Below are 20,763 nucleotides of genomic sequence, written 5' to 3'. Positions count from 1 at the left end.
TTTGTAAAATAAAAGCAAAAATTAAGGTATTTAAGAGATTATTTATAACTCTGAATATCTTAATTTTTAATTTAAAAGAAACAAATTCAATGAAAATAAAAGATCATTTTCTTTCTCAGGAAATATTTGAAATTAAAGAAACAGAAACAAAAGGTGTTTTCAAGACTTCCCCTATTCCATCAAATATTTCTAAATATTACGAAAGTGAAGATTACATTTCCCATCATCAGGATTCAGGAAGTTTAAAAGAAAAGCTTTACAAATTTTTACAATCCTTCAATTTGCAGTACAAAAAAACTATTCTTCTGGATAGAATAAATAAAGGTTCAAGAGTTTTGGATTATGGTTGCGGAGCTGGAGAATTTGTAAAATTTATAGAAAACGATTTTGAAACTTTCGGATTTGAACCTGATGCAGATGCTAGAAAAGCAGCACAGACAAAAATTTCAAAAGCCACAATTTTAGATAATATTAATCTTATTGAAGATAAAAGTTTAGATGCAATTACCCTTTGGCATGTATTCGAGCATGTGGAAAATCAAGATGAAATGCTTCAGATTTTCAATAGTAAATTAAAAGAAAAAGGATTATTAATTATCGCCGTTCCCAACCCTACTTCTTATGATGCAAAACATTATAAAGAATATTGGGCAGCTTATGATGTACCGAGACATATTTATCATTTTTCTAAAAAAGGAATGGAAAATTTAATTTCAAAGAAACCAAACTGGAAAATGAGAAAAATCAAACCTTTGGTTCTTGACTCGTATTACATCTCTATGTTGAGCGAAAAATATAAGAAATCACCTCTTTTTTGGCTAAAAGCAACGATCTACGGAACGATTTCTAACGTAAAAGCCCTTTTTTCGAGCGAATTTTCAAGTTTGATATACATTATCGAAAAAAAGTAAAAAATCGATTTTTGAAGCATTTATAGCGGTCAATTTTCTCTATTTTCTCACAAAAAATAAAAACTCGGGATCATTTCTCGAGTTTTTTGTTTCCGACTAAATCATTACTACATTATTAATTTTCATAAATTTTTTAGAAAAATTCAAAATCAGAAAAAAATAACTGATATCTTCATTAAAAATGTTAGTAAAAAGTTAGTAAGCTTTTCAATAAAAAAGAATCCTTTAAAATGAAATAAAAAGTAATAAAAATTATTTCTAAATTTTTTCTCAAAAAGCATAAATCAGCTAAAATTAGTATTTCAAAATTTAAATTTCAACAAAAACGTATCATTTTAAGCCTTAATTTAAATTTACAGCTTAATACTCGGAAAATTATTGTTTTTTAATTTTAAGTATAAATCTAAAAGCCAATTTTAACCGTTTTTCAGAAATTTATTATTTTCCAAAAGATTTCGTTAATTTGGAGAATTGCAATAAAGATAAATTTTCCATCACAAATTAGAATTTATTCTAAAAACAAAAGCCTACTGAAAAGATCAGCAGACTTTAAAATTTATAAAAATAAAATTTCTTAATTATTAATGGCAGCTACTCCGGGAAGTTCAAGACCTTCCAGACTTTCAAGCATCGCTCCACCTCCGGTAGAAACATAACTTACTTTTTCACCATAACCGAATTGTTTTACAAAAGCAACACTGTCTCCTCCCCCAACTAAAGAGAAAGCTCCTTGTCTTGTCGCTTTAGCAATACTTTCACCAAGAGCAATAGTTCCGGCAGCAAAGTTAGACATTTCAAAAACTCCGATCGGACCGTTCCAAAGAATTGTTCTTGAATTTAAAAGGACATCATTAAACTGGTCTCTCGATTTCGGACCTGCATCCAATCCCATCCATCCTTCAGGAATTTCGTAAATATCAACTTCTTTTCTATCTGCATCATTACTGAAATTCTCAGCGATGATTGTGTCAGACGGAAGATAAACTTTTACCTTATGTTCTTTTGCCTTTGCCAAAATTTCTAAAGCCAGAGGTAACTTATCTTCTTCAACTAATGAATTCCCTATTTTACCACCAAGAGCTTTAACAAAGGTAAATGCCATTCCACCACCAATAATTAAATTATCTACAGCAGGTAAAATATTTTCTATAATGGTAATTTTAGTTGATACTTTTGATCCACCAAGTATTGCAGTTACAGGACGTTCTCCTGATTTTAAAACTTTATCAATTGCCTGAAGTTCTTTAGCCATCAATAAACCGAAAAACTTAGTCGAAGGAAAAAACTTAGCAATTACAGCCGTAGAAGCATGTGCTCTGTGAGCTGTACCAAAAGCATCATTCACATAAGCATCAGCAAGCTTAGAAAGTTGCTCAGCAAAAGCTTCGTCACCCTTCTCTTCTTCGTTATGAAAACGTAAATTTTCTAATAAAAGGATTTCTCCGGGCTTAAGTTCAGAAGCAGCATGTTCAGCTTTCTCTCCGATACATTCTTCAACGAATTTTACTTCCTGACCCAATACATTAGAAACTTCTTCAGCAATATGCTTAAGTGAAAACTCATCTTTCACCTCACCTTTTGGTCTTCCCAAGTGAGCCATTAAAATTACAGAACCTCCATCTTTAAGAATTTTATCAACTGTCGGCTTTACCGCAACAATTCTTGTGTTGTCTGTAACTTTCAGCTGGTCGTCCTGCGGAACATTGAAATCGACTCTTACCAGAGCTTTCTTGTCATTAAAATTGAAATCATTGATTGTTTTCATAAATATCGTTGAATTTTCGTTTCACAAATGTAAGATTTTAAAATTTTTGAAAAGCCGCAACCCGATAAAAGTTTTTGAAAAGTTTCCCCCAGACTCAACATTCATCTATCAACAATTTTCTTTTCTATTAAAAAAAAGAATATGGTATTGTTGTTGAGTGTTTGTTAGTAACGGGGATAAATTTTATTAAAATACTTTATCACATTTAATTTTTATGTAATTAACAATTTATAGACAATATAATCTATTGTAAATATGATTTTTATATTCGTTACTAACAATTATGGATAACTTTTCCCCAATTCCCATTATTAATAAGTTATTTATGGAAAAAGTATAGAATTCTCCCCAACAACTTTTTTGAAATTGTGAGTGAAAAATTTGGAGGTGCTTTCCATTACAAAAATTTCTAATGTTACGAAAGGTTTACTTTCAAACATTTCTCCACATTTACTAACAATACTTTTCACAATTAATTCGCAAAAATTTAAGAGTTATCCACATTATACTTACATTTGTGTGGAAATAAATCTAAAAAAGGCTTAATACAAGAATTATGAAAAGAAAAATCGCTATTGCTGCTGACCACGCTGGTTTCGAGTATAAGGAGATTGTTAAGAACTATTTATCAGAAAACTTTGAGGTTCAGGATTTTGGAACGTTTTCCACAGACAGTGTGGATTATCCGGACTTTGTACACCCTGCGGCAACGTCTGTTGAGAAAGGAGAAAATGAATTGGGAATTTTATTTTGCGGAAGCGGAAACGGTGTTCAGATCACGGCGAACAAACATCAGAAAATTCGTTGCGCTCTTTGCTGGATGCCGGAGATTGCGACACTGGCAAGACAACATAATGATGCAAATATGATTTCAATTCCTGCAAGATTCATATCTAAAGAATTGGCAATTGAAATTGTAAATCAATTTCTTTCAACAGACTTTGAAGGTGGCAGACACCAGAACAGGGTTGATAAAATTGCATTTTGCTAATATATAAAGGCTTGTAAATCAAATTGCAAGCCTTATTTATTTTTTATTTTGTATCTTTGCACCGTCCAATAGAATTTACCATTCTATTATTTCCATTTAAACCTGTAGAAATATTAAAAACATATTTAATAAAAGGTTTTTCTCCACTCTTCTCCATATTTGTATTAAATTTATACAAAACTAAATCTTCCGTTGTGAAATATGGAAGGAAAATTGATGTTGTAGAATTTAAAGTAAGCTTTGGAATACAGAGGAAAATTATCTTTATAAATAGTTAAGATAATTTTCAATAGTTTTAATCAAATATTAAAGCTATGACTAATTAAGAATAGATTAAAATGGCAAAAAAAAGAAAATATATAAGTCAGAAAAATGATCATAAAATCATGGAAATCGGAAGATTAATCCTGCGTTTTATGAATGAAAATTCCACTAAAATTTATAATTATAAACAAATTTCAGATGGAATAGATTATAAAAATCCAAGACAGAGAGAGCTTGTAATTCAGGCTTTGCATAAACTTCAGGCTTCTGAAAGAATTAAGGAAACTGATAAAGGAAAATACATTATCAACCTGAATATTGCAGGAACTTTAACCGGAGTTATCGATTTCAACCAGTCAGGAAATGCCTACGTGAAGGTTGAAGGTATGGAAGATGACATCTTCATCCACTCCAAAAACGTGAAAGATGCTTTGCAGGGGGATAAAGTTTTAATTGTAACTTATACTTACAAAGGAAAAAAACTGGAAGGTTCTGTTTTGGAAGTTTTGGAAAGAACGAGAACAGAATTTGTGGGAACTTTACAAATGGTTACCCATAAAGATTTCGGATTTGTTGTTTGCGATAAAAAATCAATCAATACGGATATTTTTATTCCGAAAGGAAAATTCGGAGGTGCTGAAGACGGTGATAAAGTTATCGTAAAAATGACGGAATGGAGACCGGGAGACAAAAATCCTGAAGGTGAAATTATCCAGGTTTTAGGTGCTCCGGGAGAACATGAAACTGAGATCCACTCTATTCTTGCCGAATACGGTTTACCTTACGAATTCCCTGAAGAAGTTGAAAGAGATGCCGATAAAATCGACAGAACGATCAGCGATGCAGAAGTGGCAAAACGTTGGGATATGCGTGATGTTCTTACATTTACGATTGACCCTAAAGATGCTAAAGATTTTGATGATGCATTGTCTATGAGGAAGTTAGATAATGGAAACTGGGAAATCGGTGTCCATATTGCGGATGTTTCTCATTATGTAGTTCCGGGAACTATCTTGGATGATGAAGCGTATCAGAGAGCAACTTCGGTTTATCTTGTAGACCGCGTTGTACCAATGCTTCCGGAAGTTTTGAGTAACGATGTTTGTTCACTTCGTCCAAATGAAGATAAATTTACCTTTTCAGCCGTTTTTGAACTGAATGATAATGCAGAAATTCAGAAGCAATGGTTTGGAAGAACGGTAATTCATTCTGATAGAAGATTTACTTATGAAGAAGCTCAGGAAAGAATTGAAACAAAAGAAGGAGATTTAGCAGAAGAAATTTTGGTTCTGGATAAACTGGCGAAAATCATGCGTCAGGCGAGAATTAAAAACGGAGCAATTACTTTTGACAGAAGCGAAGTTCGATTTAACCTGGATGAAAACAACCAGCCGATCGGTGTTTACTTTAAAATAAGCAAAGATTCGAATCATTTGATTGAAGAATTTATGTTGTTGGCGAACAAAAAAGTATCTGAATTTGTTTCCTTAAATAAAAGAGGAGATATTTCTCAAAATACCTTTATTTACAGAGTTCACGACGATCCGGATCCTGCAAAATTAGAATCTTTAAGAGATTTTGTTTCCACTTTCGGATATAAAATGGATCTTGCCAATACCAAAAAAGTGGCGGAATCTTTAAACAGATTATTGCATGACGTGAAAGGTAAAGGTGAAGAAAATATGATCGAAACTTTAGCAATGCGAAGTATGAGTAAAGCGGTGTATTCTACAGAACCAATCGGTCACTATGGTCTTGGTTTCGAATATTACAGCCATTTCACCTCTCCTATTCGCCGTTATCCCGATTTGCTTGCCCACAGACTGTTGCAACATTATCTGGACGGAGGAAAATCTCCAAGCAAGGATGAATTGGAACAAAAAGCAAAACATTGCAGTTCAATGGAAAGACTAGCTGCAGATGCGGAAAGAGATTCCATCAAATATATGCAGGTGAAATTCATGGAAAAACACTTGGGAGAAACCTTTACAGGCGTTATTTCCGGAGTTGCAGAGTTTGGTTTCTGGGTTGAAATTCCTGAAAATGGTGCTGAAGGCTTAATTAAATTGAGAGATTTGATGGACGATTCTTATACTTATGATAAAGCTACCCATGCTGTTTATGGATCAAGAACAGGAAACAGATATCAATTGGGAGATCAGGTGCAGATCAAAGTGGTGAAAGCCAATTTGATTCAAAAACAATTGGATTTCAAGATTGTCGATTAAGAATAATAAAATATACTTATGGAAAGCTGCTATTAATAGTGGCTTTTTTATTTTTAGTATGTGATAAAATGATGATCTCATAAAAAATTATGAATATGCTTCTGTACAGTGAGATTGATTTTCTTATTGATTAATTAAAACATAAAAGTTAACTTTGTATAAATGGGATGAAATTTTTTTTCATTTAAAAAGCTATTTAATGTTTGAACTCATACTATCTGCCGTTGTTTTAGGCTTTATGTTAAGCTTGGTTTTCATAGGACCAATTTTTTTCCTTTTAATTGAAACCAGCTTTTCCAGAGGACCGAAACATGCTTTGGCACTGGACATTGGAGTAATTTCCGCGGATCTTTTGTGTATTTTGGCAGCTTATTATGCGAGTGCAGATATTGTAACGTTAATCGACAAACATCCTGGCTTTTATAGAATTACGTCCATCCTTATTTTTGTTTACGGAATTGTCATGCTGGTCACGAAAACCAAAATGCACATGCCCGGCGAAGAAAAAATCATCAATCAGAATTATCTGAAAACTTTTATGAATGGTTTTTTATTCAATCTTTTAAATGTAGGAGTTATTCTTTTTTGGCTGGTAACGGTGATTTCAGTGAGAAATCAATATCCGGATACCGGCAATTTTATTTTATACATCGGGATTGTAATCGGGACGTACCTCTTTATTGATCTCATTAAAATCTTTTTGGCAAAACAATTTCACGATAAATTAACACAAACATTAGCCAACAAAATCAGAAGAATTGTTGGCGGAATTCTTATCATATTCAGTTTCTTTATCTTTTTACAAAGCTTTAAAAAATTCAATCAGTTTGATAAACGATTAGAAGAAGCCGAAAAAACTGAAGTAAAATATCAAAAAAACAAATGAAAAAAATAATCTTTCCAAAATCACTTAAAAAGGGTGATAAAATAGCTGTGATTTCTCCTGCAGGAGCCGTTGACACCACTCAACTTGAAAAGGGAATAGAAATGATAAAAAGTAAAGGCTATGAACCTGTTTTGGGTGAACATCTTTATACAAAATTTTCCAATGGCTACAATTATGCAGGAACAGAGCAGGAAAGAATAAAAGATATCAATTGGGCCCTTAATGATAATGAAATCTCTGCAATCTGGGCTTCAAGAGGTGGTTACGGTTGTCAGCATTTGATTGAACATTTAGATCTTAAAAACTTTATCAAAAATCCGAAATGGTACATTGGATATTCTGATAATACGGTAATCCAAAGTTATTTACTGAAAAAAGGTTTTGCTTCGATTCACGGACAAACCGTTAAAACATCAAGCTTTGGAGTGACTGAAGAAAGCTATACGTTGATTTTTGATATTTTAAAAGGAAAAAAGCCAAAATACAGCCTTAAATCAAATCAATTTAATAAACCGGGGATTATTGAAGGAGAATTGGTTGGAGGGAATTTAGCCCTGATTTATGCCCTTCTGGGAACCAAATATTCTTTTGACTTCAAGGATAAGATTTTATTCATCGAAGATATTGGTGAAAACTTCTATGCGTTGGATCGAATGATAATGAGTCTTGAATTAGCCGGAGTTTTCAATAAAATTTCAGGATTAATTATCGGTGGAATGACCAATATGGGCGATGAAAAGGAGAATAAACAATATGAAGAGAGCTTTGATGAATTCGCTTATCAATTAATTTCAGACAGAATTTTAAAGTATAATTTTCCAGTAGTTTTTGGTTTTCCGAATGGTCATATTAAAGACAACCGACCTTTGATTATCGGAGGAAATGTGAAATTAAAGGTTGAGGATAAGGTTAAGATTGAGTTTTAAAAATGGAAAATATTTTAATAGAATACAACTACTTTCCTTCATTAGCAGGAAAACTGAGAACTGTTGACATATACATTTATGAAAACTTTGATTTTAAATTTGAGATTTTTTATCATAAAAAACCAGACAATAGACCTTTTGACGAACAATATTATAGATCTTTAAGAACATTAAAAAAATTGGAGGACAAACTTCCTATGGCAATTCAAAATAATATTAAAAGGCTTTTATCTTTTGAAAGATTTGAAATAAAAAGAACATATCCAGAACTGACGGAAGAAGAAAAACAGCAGTATGAACCTAGTGATATTGGAAATGAATTTTATACATTTTATATTTCCGGTAAAAAATATTCTGTAAATGCAAATCCTTGGTATTTTAATAAAGAGCTTCTGAAAACAGAACAAGAGTTGTCTTTTTTAGACTTTCATTTAAGTATCTTAGATTTCATCGATGAGAAACACAATAGCTTAATCAGTGAAGAAAATTAATTTTTCTTCCATCATTTAATTCAGGATGGCACAGCATAACGACCTCGGAAAAAAGGCAGAAGATTTAGCTGCAGAATTTCTATTGAAGAACGGATACAAAATTTTAGTAAGAAACTTTAGATACCAAAAAGCAGAGATTGATATAATCACCGAAAAAGATAGTTTAATTGTTGTTATTGAAGTAAAAGCGCGTTCAACAGATGCTTTTAATCTTCCGCAGGAAGCTGTCAATAAAAGGAAAATTAAATTATTAGTTTCCGCTGCAGACCATTATCTGGAAGAATTTAATAAAAATCTGGAAGTAAGATTTGATATTATTTCTGTCCTCCCCGACGAAAAAGGAAATTTAGTTATTGAACATATAATCAATGCTTTTGAAGCGTTTGATGCTAACTGATATAATGTAACAATTATAAATAAATGTAACGGTTTACCAATTTTATATTTCATCATTTTTAAATTTTTACATTAAATAATTTACAATTTTTATGAAGACAATATTAATTACCGGAGCCACTTCCGGAATAGGAAAATCAACGGCAGAACTTTTTGCAAAACAAGGTAACAGAATCATCATTTGCGGAAGAAGATCTGAGGTTTTAGAATCTCTGAAAACAGAACTTTCTAAATTAACCGAAATATTTAGTTTAAAATTTGATGTAAGGAATCTGGAAGAAGTTGAAGCTGCCATCAATTCGCTTCCTGAAGAATGGAAAAACATTGATGTCTTGGTTAATAATGCAGGAAACGCACATGGTTTAGATCCTCTTTCTGCAGGAAAAACTGATGACTGGGATTCTATGATCGACGGAAATGTGAAGGGACTTTTATACGTTTCCAAAATGATCATTCCAATCATGAAAGAAAGAAATTCCGGACATATTATAAACATTAGTTCTATAGCTGCAAGACAGACTTACGCAAACGGAGTTGTTTATTGTGCAACAAAAAAAGCAGTTGACGTGATTTCTGAAGGAATGAGAATCGAATTGACGGAATTTGGAATCAAAGTAACCAATATCCAACCGGGAGCTGTAGAAACAGATTTTTCTATGGTAAGATTTAAAGGTGACAGTGAAAGAGCTTCAACGGTTTACGCAGGTTATGAACCTTTGAAAGCTGAGGATATCGCAGATTCTATTGCCTATTGTGTAAATGCTCCCAAGCATGTCTGTGTTTCTGATATGACGATTTATCCGACGGCTCAGGCAGAACCGAGAACGATTTACAGAAAGTAATTTAAAAGGATTAAATTTGTAAAAAATAGTCATACAATTTGGCATCCTGAAACCTTAAACTCAATGTAGTCAAAGCATTTACTGTGTTGGGATTCTTACGGAATGACAAATTAAACGGATAGATTTAATTATTAAAAATGAAAATTTTATACATCGAAACTTCCTCAAAAAACTGTTCAGTTGCCATTTCGGATAATGAAAAGTTATTATGTTTAACTGAAGAAGTTTCTGAGAACTATAAGCAGTCTGAAAGTCTTCACACTTTTGTAGAATGGGCTTTGGAAGGAGCAGGAATTTCAATTAAAGAAATTGAAGCAATTTCTTTGGGAAAAGGTCCTGGTTCTTACACAGGTTTGAGAATTGGTGCTTCTTCTGCAAAAGGGTTTTGTTATGGACTAAAAATACCATTGATAGCAGTCAATTCTTTGGAAAGTATGATTGAGCCTTTTTTAGGTGAAAACTATGACTTTGTAATACCTTTGATTGATGCAAGGAGAATGGAGGTTTATACGGCTGTTTATGATGGTAAAACGGGAGAAGAACTGTCTGAGACGGAAGCCAAAATTTTAGATGAAACTTCTTTTGAAGAATTTAAAGATAAAAAAGTAATATTTGTAGGAGACGGAGCGAAGAAAGCAAAAGAAATTTTACAGCTTCCAAATGCTGATTTTAATGAAACGATCTACCCTTCTGCACAATATTTAATTAAGAAAAGCCTTGAAAAAATTGATAAAAAAGAGTTTGAAGATATTGCTTATTTCGAACCGTTTTATCTCAAAGATTTTCATGGGGTAAAGAAAAAGAAAAGCGAAGATTAGTTCTTCGCTTTTTTATTTTATTGTGGTTTTGCAGGAACTGATTGTGTTGGCTGCAAATTATTATTTGGCTTTCTGGGTGCTTTATTGCTATTGCCACTTGATGGCTGTTGAGGATTGCTCATCATTTGGTTTGTCGGCTGTTGTGGCGGTGTGCCTGTCGCATTGAACTGTTGAGCAGGCTGCTGTGGAACATTATTGCTCATATTGCCGGGGTTTTGAGGTATAGAATTTCCTTTATTATCTGTTGCCTGGAAAGACAGGTCGGATTTCAAATAATTCAGCATTTCTTTGGCTTTTTCGCCTTCCGGAGTTTTAGCATAATTTAAAACGATTTGTTCCAGCTGAAGAATCATGACCTCTTTCCCACTCGATTTTCCTGAATTAAAAGCATTTAATAAATATAATTTCGGAACTAAAGCATCTTTAGGGTATTTCTGAATGGTCTGTTCAATAATATCTTTACTTTCCGCGAATTTTTCGGTTTCATACAAAGCAAAAGCCTGCTTGTATTGATTTTCAACATCTTCAGAAGATTTTACAAAAGTTTTATTCTTAGGATTTCTCGCAAATTCTGCATAAGAAGTATAAGGATAATCTGTCAGTAATATTTGTTTTGCTCTCTCCGATGCCTGCGGATTTTTCTCATAATTCATTGCAAAAATCTCGTATAAAGCCTGCAGCATTACTTTTTCTTCGGGTTTTACATCTACAAGATCATACAGAGTTTTTGTAGCTAAAGGAGTATTTGTGAAGTAGTTCTGATACATTACGCCCAATCCTAGAGAAGCCGTGTCTCTGTCTTTCTTTAGTTGATCTAATTTCGCAATATCGGTAGGAATCTGTTCGATATAAAAAGCAGGTTCAAAACGTCTTGGATTCGGTGCTGTATTAGTTCCTAAAGCATCACTTTTCAAATCCTCGATCGTTGCCATTTTCTTGGAAAAGCGCCAGTTATCGACCAATGCTCTTTCACCCCAGGTTTGCTTAAAGGTAGAAGTTCCTTTAGAAACCGTTCCTATGTTTGAGAAATAAAAACCTTTTGTTGCTACTCCAAAATCTTCAAAAGTGTTTGAGCTGTTTGCGAAAATTGATTTCGAGTTATAATCTCCGGTATCAAAGCCTTTGCTTCTTTCCGCACGTTTTCTTTCTAATTCCTCTCTTTCCTCTTTTACCTTGATTTTTGCTATATATTTTGTGAAAAAGTCGGTTTTCTGTTCCGGAGTCATTTTGGCTAAGTTCAGAATACTGTCATTTTTCTTGATTAAATAATAGTTTTTAGAAATCTTTTTAATGTAAACAGACTGGTCTGCCAAAAGAACTTTAGAAGGTTCATATGTCATTACAGCCAATGCTGAATCATAATAAGTTCCTGCCCCGATATAATCGTTCTTATCTAAATATCCCTTCCCTATTTCATAATAAGCCAAACCACGGATCTGCCCATCTGAAACCTTTTCTTTCAGAGATTTTCTGAAGTATTCCTGAGCTTCATCTTTTTTACCTGCTTTGTTTGCCATTAAGCCTAAAGCATAATAAAATTCATTCTTTCTTGATGTGTAAGTACCTTTTTTACTGATGTCTTCAAGATATTTTCTGGCACCGTTGTAATCACCATTTCCGTTGAAAGTTTTTGCAATTTCTATCTGAGATTTTACTTCAAATTCAAAATCGTTGGCGTATTTATAAGCTGCCATGAAACTTTCTCTGGCTTTTTCATTTTGATTAAGATTTTCTAAAATCTGTCCTCTCAGGAAAGCAATTCTGCTTTTCAGTTTTCTGTTGCTGTTCAGCTCAAAAGCACGGTCAAGCTCTTTTACAGCTTCTTCTTTTTTGCCGTTATCCAAATAAGCTTCAGATTGATAAATGCTTAAAAGTTTATCATAATTTTTACTGATTTTTTCACTTTTAAGTTTAGAAAAAACTTCCTGTGCTTTATGATAATTTTTGATTTCGGCGTAAGCTAAACCTTGATAAATTCTAGCTAAAGGAATTCTTTTGTCATCCTTCATGTGTGTGAAAACGTAGTTTAAGGCATCCAGAGCTTCCAAAGATTTTCCTCTGTAAATTCTTGCCTGTGCAAGGATCATATAAGCATCAAAAATCTGTTTGTTTTGTTCTTCACCATGTCTGATAACGGAATATTTATTAATTGCTTTTAAAGCTTTTGCTTCTGCAATTTCCAGCGTTGTAGCGCCTTTTTGTTCCTGTTCACCTTCTGAGCCTTTGCCTAATCCCATTTTATCCATTGCTCCGTTTACAGCACCTGATAAGGAAGGCATTCCTGTTCCGCCTGACGTTTGATTTCCCGGCATTCCCGGAGGTCCCCCTCTTCCATTGTTGTTTTGATTGGGTCTGTTTACTTCTGCCATCTTCATAGAATTTTCTGCGAAAGCGGCAGATTGTCCCAGATCACTTCCCAAAGGCTGATCTTCGTAGGTAAGGATAGGAATAAACGGCGCATAAAAATTGTCTTTATGTGCTTTATCCCTCGTTTCAAACTCGTTATTTAATGCGTCTTTTGCATTAAAAAGGGTGTTGTAATATGTTGTAAACCCTTTCATGAACTTCGAACGCTGCTCCGGCCTCTTGGTTTTGGTGGCACAAGAAACAACTATACAAAGCACTAAAAGGAATAAAATATTTTTTTTCATTATTCAATATAACTCGCTAATCTACTTTTTATTATCAGTAGGTTTGATGATTTTGTAAAAATAATAAAATTTTATATGGAAACTCATTATATTTCTTTCAAAATTTTGTAAACCAAATGGGTAGGAAGTCCCATTATTGTATAAAAGCTGCCATTTATTTTTTTTATTTTGGACATTCCAAGCCATTCCTGGATTCCATAGCTTCCTGCTTTATCAAAAGGTTTGTAATTCTTAATGTAATATTCTATTTCAGTATCTGAAATTTCATCAAATTCTACGTCTGCAACATCAGTTTCTGTAATCGTTTTATCTAAAGTTTTAATGGTAATTCCCGTGTAAACCTGATGTGTTTTTCCTGAAAGAAGTTTCAGCATGTTCTTTGCATCATTTTCATCCTGAGGTTTTCCAAGAAACTGACTGTCAATCGCTACAACAGTATCGGCGGTTAATAAAACTTCACCTTCTTCCAGTTTTCGGAAGGCATCTGCTTTTAATTCAGAAAGATAAGCTGCAGACTCTCCTACTTTAATGTGTTCAGGAACAATTTCTTCACAATCGATTTTTACAACTTCAAATTCGAAGCCTAAACTTGATAATAATTCTTTTCTTCTTGGGGATTGTGATGCTAATAATAATTTCATTTTCAATTAATTAAACAGATTGTGTATTATCATCATGCCAATTTCCCTGAACTTTCATTACCTGTTCAATCACATCACGCACTGCTCCACTTCCACCTTTTATCGGCGAAATATAACTGGCAATTCCTTTTACTTCAGGAACTGCGTTTTCAGGACAGGCCGCAATTGCAGAATTTTCCATGATATGAATGTCCGGTAAATCGTCTCCCATTGTTAAAATTTCTTCATTCTTAAGATTATATTTTGCTTTAAAAGCTTCAAAATCAACTAATTTATTATGAGATTTTGGATAATAATCCTGAATTCCAAGATAATTGATTCTGTGTTTTACCATTTCGTCATTTCCTCCTGTGATTACTCCGATTAAATAATTGTTTTTTAAAGCTTTAACAACTGCATAACCATCCAGAACATTCATTACTCGGGACATATTTCCTCCGGGCATAAGATAAACGCTTCCGTCTGTGAAAACTCCGTCTACATCAAATACAAATGCTTTAATATCTTTTAATTTTTCTTTATAACTCATACATTTTTTGAATTGAGTGATTCATTGTTTTATAAATCTCAAGACTTTCATCTTTTAATAATTGCTCATGTAACTCCAGAATTCTTTTATCGTTTCTTACTGCGGGTCCTGTTTGTGCTGATTTGGGTTCAATTTCATGAATTTTTTGAACTGTTTCATCAATTAACGGTAAAAAATAATTAAACGGAATTTCCTGAGAATCCGAAATTTCTTTGGCTCTTGAAAAAAGATGATTCACAAAATTACAGGCAAAAACTGCCGTTAAATGAATATATTTTCTTTTTTCATGGGTGCTCTCCATTACGTTTTTTGAAATTTTAGAGACTATTTCAAAAAGAATTTTCGTATCAGCTTCATTTTCTGTTTCAATAAAGAATGGAATGTTGGAATAATCCAGCTCTTTTGATTTTGAAAAAGTCTGCAAAGGATAGAGACTTGCCTTTCTATATTCTCCTGCTAACACTTCTTTAGGTAAAGAGCCTGAAGTATGGGCAACCAGAGCATTTTTATTAGTAATCAATTGAGAAACACTTTCAACAGAATTATCACTTACACAAATAATATATAAATCTGCATCGACTAAAAAATTAGTTGAATAAGGAATGTTTAATTCTTCAGAAATTTTATTTAACTCATTTTCGTTCCTACCAAAAATCTGTGCCAAAGAAATATTATTCTGAACAAAAGCTTTTGCCATGTGATAGGCTACATTTCCGGAACCGATAATTACAATTTGCATATAACAAAGATAAGGTTTTAACTTTAGTTCGAAAGGATAGTTCGAATATGGAAGTTTTTATAAATGTGCTTATTGTCCTTTCAGTAAAGGTTACAGCATAACTATCTGATAATATTTTTAATATTTGGACTAAAAATTGAATAAGTAATTTAACTTTCAGCTATTTTTGTAATCCAAAACAATGAAAGCATCTTATGAAGATTAAGGACACGGAAATTATTTCGTTGATGCAAAATCCACGAACTCTAGAGCAGGGAGTTCGCGCCTTGATGGATGCTTATCAAAGTAGATTGTATTGGCACATAAGAAGAATTATTGTAGACGGAGATCTTGCTCAGGATACATTGCAGGAGACTTTTATTAAAGCTTATCAGAATTTTCACCAGTTCAAAAACGATAGCCAACTGTACACATGGCTGTACAGAATTGCTACCAACGAAGCATTACAGCAGGTAAATAAAATGAAGAAAATGCAGAAAACTGATGAAGATCCTGAATATCATATGCAGAATTTAGTCGCCGACAATACAGAAGGTGATGCAGAGGAAATACAAATTCTACTACAGAGCGCTATACAAAGCCTGCCCGAAAAGCAGAAACTGGTATTTATGATGCGGTATTATGATGACCTGCCTTATGAAGAGATATCAAAAATTGTAGATATGTCGGTAGGAACGTTGAAAACGAATTATCATTATGCCAAACAGAAAATAGAAGAATATATCAAAGAGAATTACGAAAGATAATTTTTGAGAAACAACAACATGAAAGACTTTGATCTAGAAAAATTAGAACGCAAAAACATCTACAAAGTCCCTGAAAATTTATTTGAAAATATTCAGGGGAAGGTATTGAGCGGACTCAATGATTTTGATCTGGAAAAATTAGAACGTAAAAATATTTACACAGTTCCTGAAAAATTATTTGAGAATATTCAGGAAAATGTATTGAAAAATGTATTGCCTGCCAAAAAAGCACCAATTTTCAAGCTGAATTGGGCTTATGCAGCGGCGGCATCATTAGCTCTGATTTTTGGAGCGACTTTTGTCTTCAACAATGATAGCCCAAAAGGAGAATATTCGCAGACAACAGTTGCTTCGAGTAACCAGGAGCCAAAAACAGAAAGTGAGATCGCTTATGAAACTTTAAAATCGGATTTAACTTCTGTAGAAAATAACAATCAAACAGTTGTAAATCAGGATGCTAATAAGTCTTTTGCGGAGGATGAGCAGAATGAAGAACAAAAGACAGCAACGAAAACAGTAAAACCTGTTTCGAAAAAAGAAGAAACTCAGGTAAACGAATATTTGGATTCTTTCTCTAATTCTGAAATTTCAGAATTGGCAAGTAATTCTACTCAGGACGTTTATTTGGATTTATATAATTAAAAAAGATGAAAAAGATATTATTTACACTTTTTATTATTTATGGTTTTGGCTTGAATGCCCAAAGGACGGATTACGACTGGAAAAAAATGGACCCTAAACAAAGAAAAGAGGTAATAAACAATCTTTCTCCTGAAGAAAGAAAGACGCTTCTTACTAAGTTCAGGAACAATATGGTAATGGATAATCTGAATATTGATCCAAGCGATAAAACTGAATTTACAGAAATTTATAACGAATATCTGGACAGTCAGAAGCAGATAAAAAGTCAGTTTAATTCCAATTTTAATCCTGAAACTTTATCAGATGATGAAGCCAAAGCCAAGCTACAGCAAAGCTTTGAAGTAGGACAAAAACTGTTAGATAACAGAAAAAAATATGCTGATAAGATGCAGCAGATAATACCTTGCCAGAAAGTCTTGAAGCTGTTTCAATCTGAGGGAATGATGAGAGATAAGATGAATGAAAGAAAACCTCACGGAAGCAACAATAATGCTGCAAGACCAAAGCAAGACCCATAATAGTTTATTTTTTTAATGTTGGACGACTCTTACAAATCTTTTTTGTGAGAGTCGTTTAATTTTAAACCAAATTCATATTTTTGAGATGAAATTTAATATTAAATGAAAAAAATATTCCAAATCACTTTTATTTTAACTTCAATTATTTGCTTTTCGCAAAATCAGGAAATTATTAAAGAAAGAGGAAATCTTTCAAATCCAAAAGGGAATATCTACAAATCTCTCGAAGTAATCGACCAAAGAGAAGACAAGAAAATAGGAGAGATGACTTTTGGTGATGCTAAAGAAATGAAAGAAGTTGTTTTTCCGACAACAGTAAATAATTTTCTAAGTCAATGGTATACAGATAGTAATCATAAAGGCGGAAAAAACGAAATGGTTCTAGTCTTAAAACATCTGAAAACTTATATAGGTGAAACAGTAGGAAAGGAAACAGAAGGAGAGATCGAATTTTCTGCACAGACTTTCCTGAAAGAAGGAGATACTTATAAATTTTTATATAAAAAAGATACTGTTTACAGCTTCAGAAGTAAAAATATTTCTGATGTGATGATGAAAAATATTCCAGTGGTTTTTGCCATGTTTTTAAAGAAAACATATACTCTGAAACCTAAAGAAAACGCTGTAACGATCGATGCTCTTACGGACTATGAATCATATGTAAGAAACAATTCTGAAGCATATAAAAATCAAGCGCTGAAAGATGGGGTTTATCTTAATCACAATGCATTCATGAATCAAACTCCGGAACAGGGAAATTATGTTCTTGAAAAAAATGGAAAAGGCGCAGTTTTAAGAGCAATTAAGGAAGAAAACGGTAAGAAAGATAAAATTTCTACAAATGAAATGTTTGCTTATGTAGAAAACGGAAAGGCTTATAGAAAAACATATTCAGGATTTTTAGAACTGAATAAAAATGACAAAGGATTTTATCTGATAAGCAACAGGGGATATCTCTTACCGGCTCAGAATTCTACAGTTTTTGTAAATGTAGGAGGAACAAATGGCGGAATGTATGGAGGTGTCGCCGTAGGTCTTGTCGGGATACTGGAAAGAGGACTAAGGCAGAATAAAATGAAAAAAGAAGAAAAATTTCCTATTTATATTGATCCTTTAACGGGAGAATATGATTTTTCAGAGGAATAAATTTTACAAGCAAAAAGAGAGACAAATCGTCTCTCTTTTGCTTTATTTTTTGTCCGTGGAATAGGAATAAGGAAAATCTTTTTCGTTTGTTCCGCGGTTCTTATTGGGCTTGTTATCCATGTTAAACTGTAGAATAGCACCTTTCATTAATTCCGCGTGACTAAGCCAGTTTTTAGAATAGTTTTGACCATTCATATTTAATGATTTCACATATCGGTTTTCATCACTGTTATTATCAGATTTAATTTCCAGAGTTTTTCCGTTTTCTAAATGAATGGTTGCTTTTTTAAAAAGAGGAGCTCCCAAAACGTATTGATCAGTCGCCGGAGTTACCGGATAAAAACCAAGCGCCGAGAAAATATACCACGCCGAAGTTTGTCCATTATCTTCATCGCCACAATATCCGTCTGGAGTTGGCTGATACAAACGATTCATCGTTTCACGCACCCAATATTGTGTTTTCCAAGGCTCTCCGGAATAATTATATAAGTAAATAATATGTTGAGCAGGCTGATTTCCGTGAGCATATTGTCCCATATTGGCATTCACCATTTCCTGAATTTCATGGATTGTTGAACCATAATAACTGTCATCAAAAACAGGAGGCATTTCAAAAACCTGATCTAATTTTTTCGAAAACTCTTTTCTGCCGCCCATCAATTTTGCCAATCCGTCAATATCCTGAAAAACCGACCAAGTGTAATGCCATGAATTTCCCTCTGTAAAAGCATCACCCCATTTAAAAGGATTAAAAAGAGTTTGAAAACTTCCATCCTGATTTCTTCCGCGAGCTAATTTTGTCTCAGGATCAATTACTTTTTGAAAATTTTGTGAACGTCTGTAATATTCTACCCATTCAGATTCGGGTTTTCCGAGAGCTTTTCCTAATTGGGCAATCGCGAAATCATCGTAAGCATATTCCAATGTTCTTGCCGCGTTTTCATTGATTTTAACATCGTAAGGAACGTAGCCTAATTTTTTATAATACTCAATTCCCAGTCTTCCGGTTGCTTGCGGACCCTCATTATTGGCGCCGTGAAGCAAAGCCTGATATAATGTTTCAATATCATAACCTCGAAGACCTTTCATATAAGCATCTGCAACCACAGAAGCAGAATTATTTCCAATCATAATATCAGAATACGACGGACTTGACCATTCCGGCAACCAACCGCCTTCTTTATAATCACTGATTAATCCTTTCTGCATTTCAACATTGATACTTGGATAAACTAAGTTTAAGAAAGGGTAGAGTGCCCTGAAAGTGTCCCAAAAACCGGTTCCTGCAAAACGATAACCCGCTTCCGTTTTCCCGGAATATGGACTGTAATGAATAACTTCTCCAGCTTTATTGATTTCGTACATTTTATGTGGAAAGCAAAGCATTCTGTAAAGAGAAGAGTAGAACGTTCTCATCTGGTCGATTGTTCCGCCTGCGACTTCAACTCTTCTTAATTTTTCGTTCCATGCTGATTTTGCCTTTTTGAAAGTATCATCGAAAGAATCTCTACTCAATTCTCTTTGTAAATTTAGTTCTGCCTGTTCTAAACTAATGAAAGAAGAAGCGACTCTTAAGTTCACTTTTTCATCTTTTTTGGTGGCAAAACCAACGACAGCTCCGCAATGATCTCCAGTGATTTCCAGGGCATCTTTTACGAAATCCTTATCCTTCCAGGTTGAATATTTCGTGAATGGTTTGTCTGCATAAATCACAAAATAATTTTTAAAACCGACCAGTTTTCCACGGGAATATTTTGTTGAATATCCCACAATTTTATTTTCAGAAGGAATAATGGTAATGCTTGAGCCTTTATCAAATGCATCCACAACAAACCAAGAATCATTCGAATCAGGATAAGTTAAACGCATCTGTGCGGCTCTTTCAGTTGGAGTAATTTCTGCAGTTATATTATGATCTGCCAGATAAACGCTGTAATAATATGGTGTTGAAACCTCTGATTTATGGGAAAACCAACTCGCTCTTTCATCTTCATTAAAACGCATTTTTCCCGTCACAGGCATAATGGAAAACATTCCGTAATCATTCATCCAGGGAGAAGGTTGATGCGTTTGTTTGATTCCACGAATTTTATCGGCGTCGTAAGTATATTGCCATCCATTTCCATTTTTTCCGGTTTGGGGTGTCCATAGATTCATTCCATGAGGGACTGCGACGGCTGGATATGTATTTCCGTTTGAAAGTGAAGGCTTTGAAAGTGTCCCGATCAACGGGTTGACAAATTCTTCAGGATTTTCCGGTGCTTTTTCAACCCACTGCGATTTGAAATGAGCGAAAGAAATAATTAATAAGAGTAAAAGAACTTTTTTCATGAGTAAAAGTAATTTGGCTTTCGATAAAGATTTTTAAGATGAAAAGTTAAAGATTTTATCAGGAATAGAAGTGTTTTTTTTGATTTTCGCAGATAAGAATGTAATTTGTCATTCTGAATGAAAAGGAATGGTATGAAGAATCTCTAAAAATAAAGCTGAGATTCTTCCTTTGCTCAGAATGACAAACATTATGTTGATTTTATTGTAATGATTTTCCACTCCGTTTGTCATCCCGTAGGGATCGGATCTAGGCAAAGTTATTAGAGATTAATTTGGAAAGATTCGTGTTTAGATCCCTACGG

Annotated in this window: 19 protein-coding genes; 13 read left to right on the top strand and 6 right to left on the bottom strand. The window is 33.4% G+C overall.

Annotation, left to right across the window (positions count from 1 at the left end; translation table 11 throughout):
* Positions 1–89: 89 nt before the first annotated feature.
* A complete protein-coding gene (locus ABD745_RS17765) occupies positions 90–911 on the top strand; it encodes a class I SAM-dependent methyltransferase (RefSeq protein WP_344833226.1) in 822 nt (273 codons plus the stop codon).
* Positions 912–1,485: 574 nt separating this feature from the next.
* On the opposite strand, the gene ABD745_RS17760 is transcribed toward ABD745_RS17765, so the two are convergent.
* Positions 1,486–2,676 (bottom strand): phosphoglycerate kinase, encoded by a 1,191-nt coding sequence (locus ABD745_RS17760; RefSeq protein WP_344833223.1) that lies wholly within the window; start codon positions 2,674–2,676, stop codon positions 1,486–1,488.
* A gap of 556 nt (positions 2,677–3,232) precedes the next feature.
* On the opposite strand from ABD745_RS17760, the gene rpiB reads away from it, so the two are divergent.
* From rpiB to tsaB, 8 genes are all read left to right on the top strand, one after another.
* Positions 3,233–3,667, top strand: a complete 435-nt coding sequence (gene rpiB / locus ABD745_RS17755) for a ribose 5-phosphate isomerase B (RefSeq protein ID WP_344833220.1) — start codon at positions 3,233–3,235, stop codon at positions 3,665–3,667.
* Positions 3,668–4,005: 338 nt separating this feature from the next.
* On the top strand, positions 4,006–6,159 hold the full coding sequence (rnr, locus tag ABD745_RS17750) for a ribonuclease R (protein ID WP_344833217.1): 2,154 nt from the start codon (positions 4,006–4,008) through the stop codon (positions 6,157–6,159).
* Between the two features lie 199 nt (positions 6,160–6,358).
* Positions 6,359–7,045: a LysE family translocator gene (locus ABD745_RS17745; protein ID WP_344833214.1), complete on the top strand. Its 687-nt coding sequence runs from the start codon at positions 6,359–6,361 to the stop codon at positions 7,043–7,045.
* The gene (locus ABD745_RS17740) at positions 7,042–7,971 is read left to right on the top strand and encodes a S66 peptidase family protein (protein ID WP_344833211.1); all 930 of its coding nucleotides are present in this window, start codon (positions 7,042–7,044) and stop codon (positions 7,969–7,971) included. The genes ABD745_RS17745 and ABD745_RS17740 overlap by 4 nt, the downstream gene beginning before the upstream one ends.
* A 2-nt stretch (positions 7,972–7,973) precedes the next feature.
* The gene (locus ABD745_RS17735; RefSeq protein WP_344833209.1) at positions 7,974–8,462 is read left to right on the top strand and encodes a hypothetical protein; all 489 of its coding nucleotides are present in this window, start codon (positions 7,974–7,976) and stop codon (positions 8,460–8,462) included.
* Between the two features lie 25 nt (positions 8,463–8,487).
* Positions 8,488–8,859, top strand: coding sequence for a YraN family protein (locus ABD745_RS17730; protein WP_344833206.1), 372 nt, complete (start codon positions 8,488–8,490; stop codon positions 8,857–8,859).
* A 91-nt stretch (positions 8,860–8,950) separates the two neighbouring features.
* The gene (locus ABD745_RS17725) at positions 8,951–9,700 is read left to right on the top strand and encodes an SDR family NAD(P)-dependent oxidoreductase (RefSeq protein WP_344833204.1); all 750 of its coding nucleotides are present in this window, start codon (positions 8,951–8,953) and stop codon (positions 9,698–9,700) included.
* A gap of 137 nt (positions 9,701–9,837) precedes the next feature.
* Positions 9,838–10,518, top strand: a complete 681-nt coding sequence (tsaB, locus tag ABD745_RS17720; RefSeq protein ID WP_344833201.1) for a tRNA (adenosine(37)-N6)-threonylcarbamoyltransferase complex dimerization subunit type 1 TsaB — start codon at positions 9,838–9,840, stop codon at positions 10,516–10,518.
* A gap of 17 nt (positions 10,519–10,535) precedes the next feature.
* Here tsaB and porW read toward each other — a convergent pair whose 3' ends face one another.
* The 4 genes from porW to ABD745_RS17700 form a co-directional block, all read right to left on the bottom strand.
* On the bottom strand, positions 10,536–13,169 hold the full coding sequence (gene porW, locus ABD745_RS17715; protein ID WP_344833197.1) for a type IX secretion system periplasmic lipoprotein PorW/SprE: 2,634 nt from the start codon (positions 13,167–13,169) through the stop codon (positions 10,536–10,538).
* Between the two features lie 86 nt (positions 13,170–13,255).
* Complete coding sequence (locus ABD745_RS17710; protein ID WP_344833195.1) at positions 13,256–13,810, bottom strand: Maf family protein; 555 nt, start codon at positions 13,808–13,810, stop codon at positions 13,256–13,258.
* A 10-nt stretch (positions 13,811–13,820) separates the two neighbouring features.
* Positions 13,821–14,339 (bottom strand): KdsC family phosphatase, encoded by a 519-nt coding sequence (locus ABD745_RS17705; RefSeq protein WP_344833192.1) that lies wholly within the window; start codon positions 14,337–14,339, stop codon positions 13,821–13,823.
* The gene (locus ABD745_RS17700) at positions 14,329–15,078 is read right to left on the bottom strand and encodes a Rossmann-like and DUF2520 domain-containing protein (protein ID WP_344833188.1); all 750 of its coding nucleotides are present in this window, start codon (positions 15,076–15,078) and stop codon (positions 14,329–14,331) included. The genes ABD745_RS17705 and ABD745_RS17700 overlap by 11 nt, the downstream gene beginning before the upstream one ends.
* 194 nt (positions 15,079–15,272) lie before the next feature.
* On the opposite strand from ABD745_RS17700, the gene ABD745_RS17695 reads away from it, so the two are divergent.
* From ABD745_RS17695 to ABD745_RS17680, 4 genes are all read left to right on the top strand, one after another.
* Positions 15,273–15,824, top strand: coding sequence for an RNA polymerase sigma factor (locus ABD745_RS17695; protein WP_344833186.1), 552 nt, complete (start codon positions 15,273–15,275; stop codon positions 15,822–15,824).
* Between the two features lie 18 nt (positions 15,825–15,842).
* Positions 15,843–16,466 (top strand): hypothetical protein, encoded by a 624-nt coding sequence (locus ABD745_RS17690; RefSeq protein WP_344833183.1) that lies wholly within the window; start codon positions 15,843–15,845, stop codon positions 16,464–16,466.
* A 5-nt stretch (positions 16,467–16,471) separates the two neighbouring features.
* Positions 16,472–16,984 carry a hypothetical protein gene (locus ABD745_RS17685; protein ID WP_344833181.1) on the top strand — a complete coding sequence of 171 codons (513 nt, stop codon included), beginning with the start codon at positions 16,472–16,474 and terminating at the stop codon, positions 16,982–16,984.
* 102 nt (positions 16,985–17,086) lie between these two features.
* Positions 17,087–18,130 carry a hypothetical protein gene (locus tag ABD745_RS17680; RefSeq protein WP_344833178.1) on the top strand — a complete coding sequence of 348 codons (1,044 nt, stop codon included), beginning with the start codon at positions 17,087–17,089 and terminating at the stop codon, positions 18,128–18,130.
* Between the two features lie 42 nt (positions 18,131–18,172).
* On the opposite strand, the gene ABD745_RS17675 is transcribed toward ABD745_RS17680, so the two are convergent.
* A complete protein-coding gene (locus tag ABD745_RS17675; RefSeq protein ID WP_344833175.1) occupies positions 18,173–20,461 on the bottom strand; it encodes a GH92 family glycosyl hydrolase in 2,289 nt (762 codons plus the stop codon).
* Between the last annotated feature and the right edge of the window lie 302 nt (positions 20,462–20,763).

The organism is Chryseobacterium ginsenosidimutans, from assembly GCF_039536845.1.
GTDB lineage: Bacteria > Bacteroidota > Bacteroidia > Flavobacteriales > Weeksellaceae > Chryseobacterium > Chryseobacterium ginsenosidimutans_B.
Note: the sequence above shows the minus strand (reverse complement) of the source record. Positions and strands in the feature narration are given on the sequence as shown.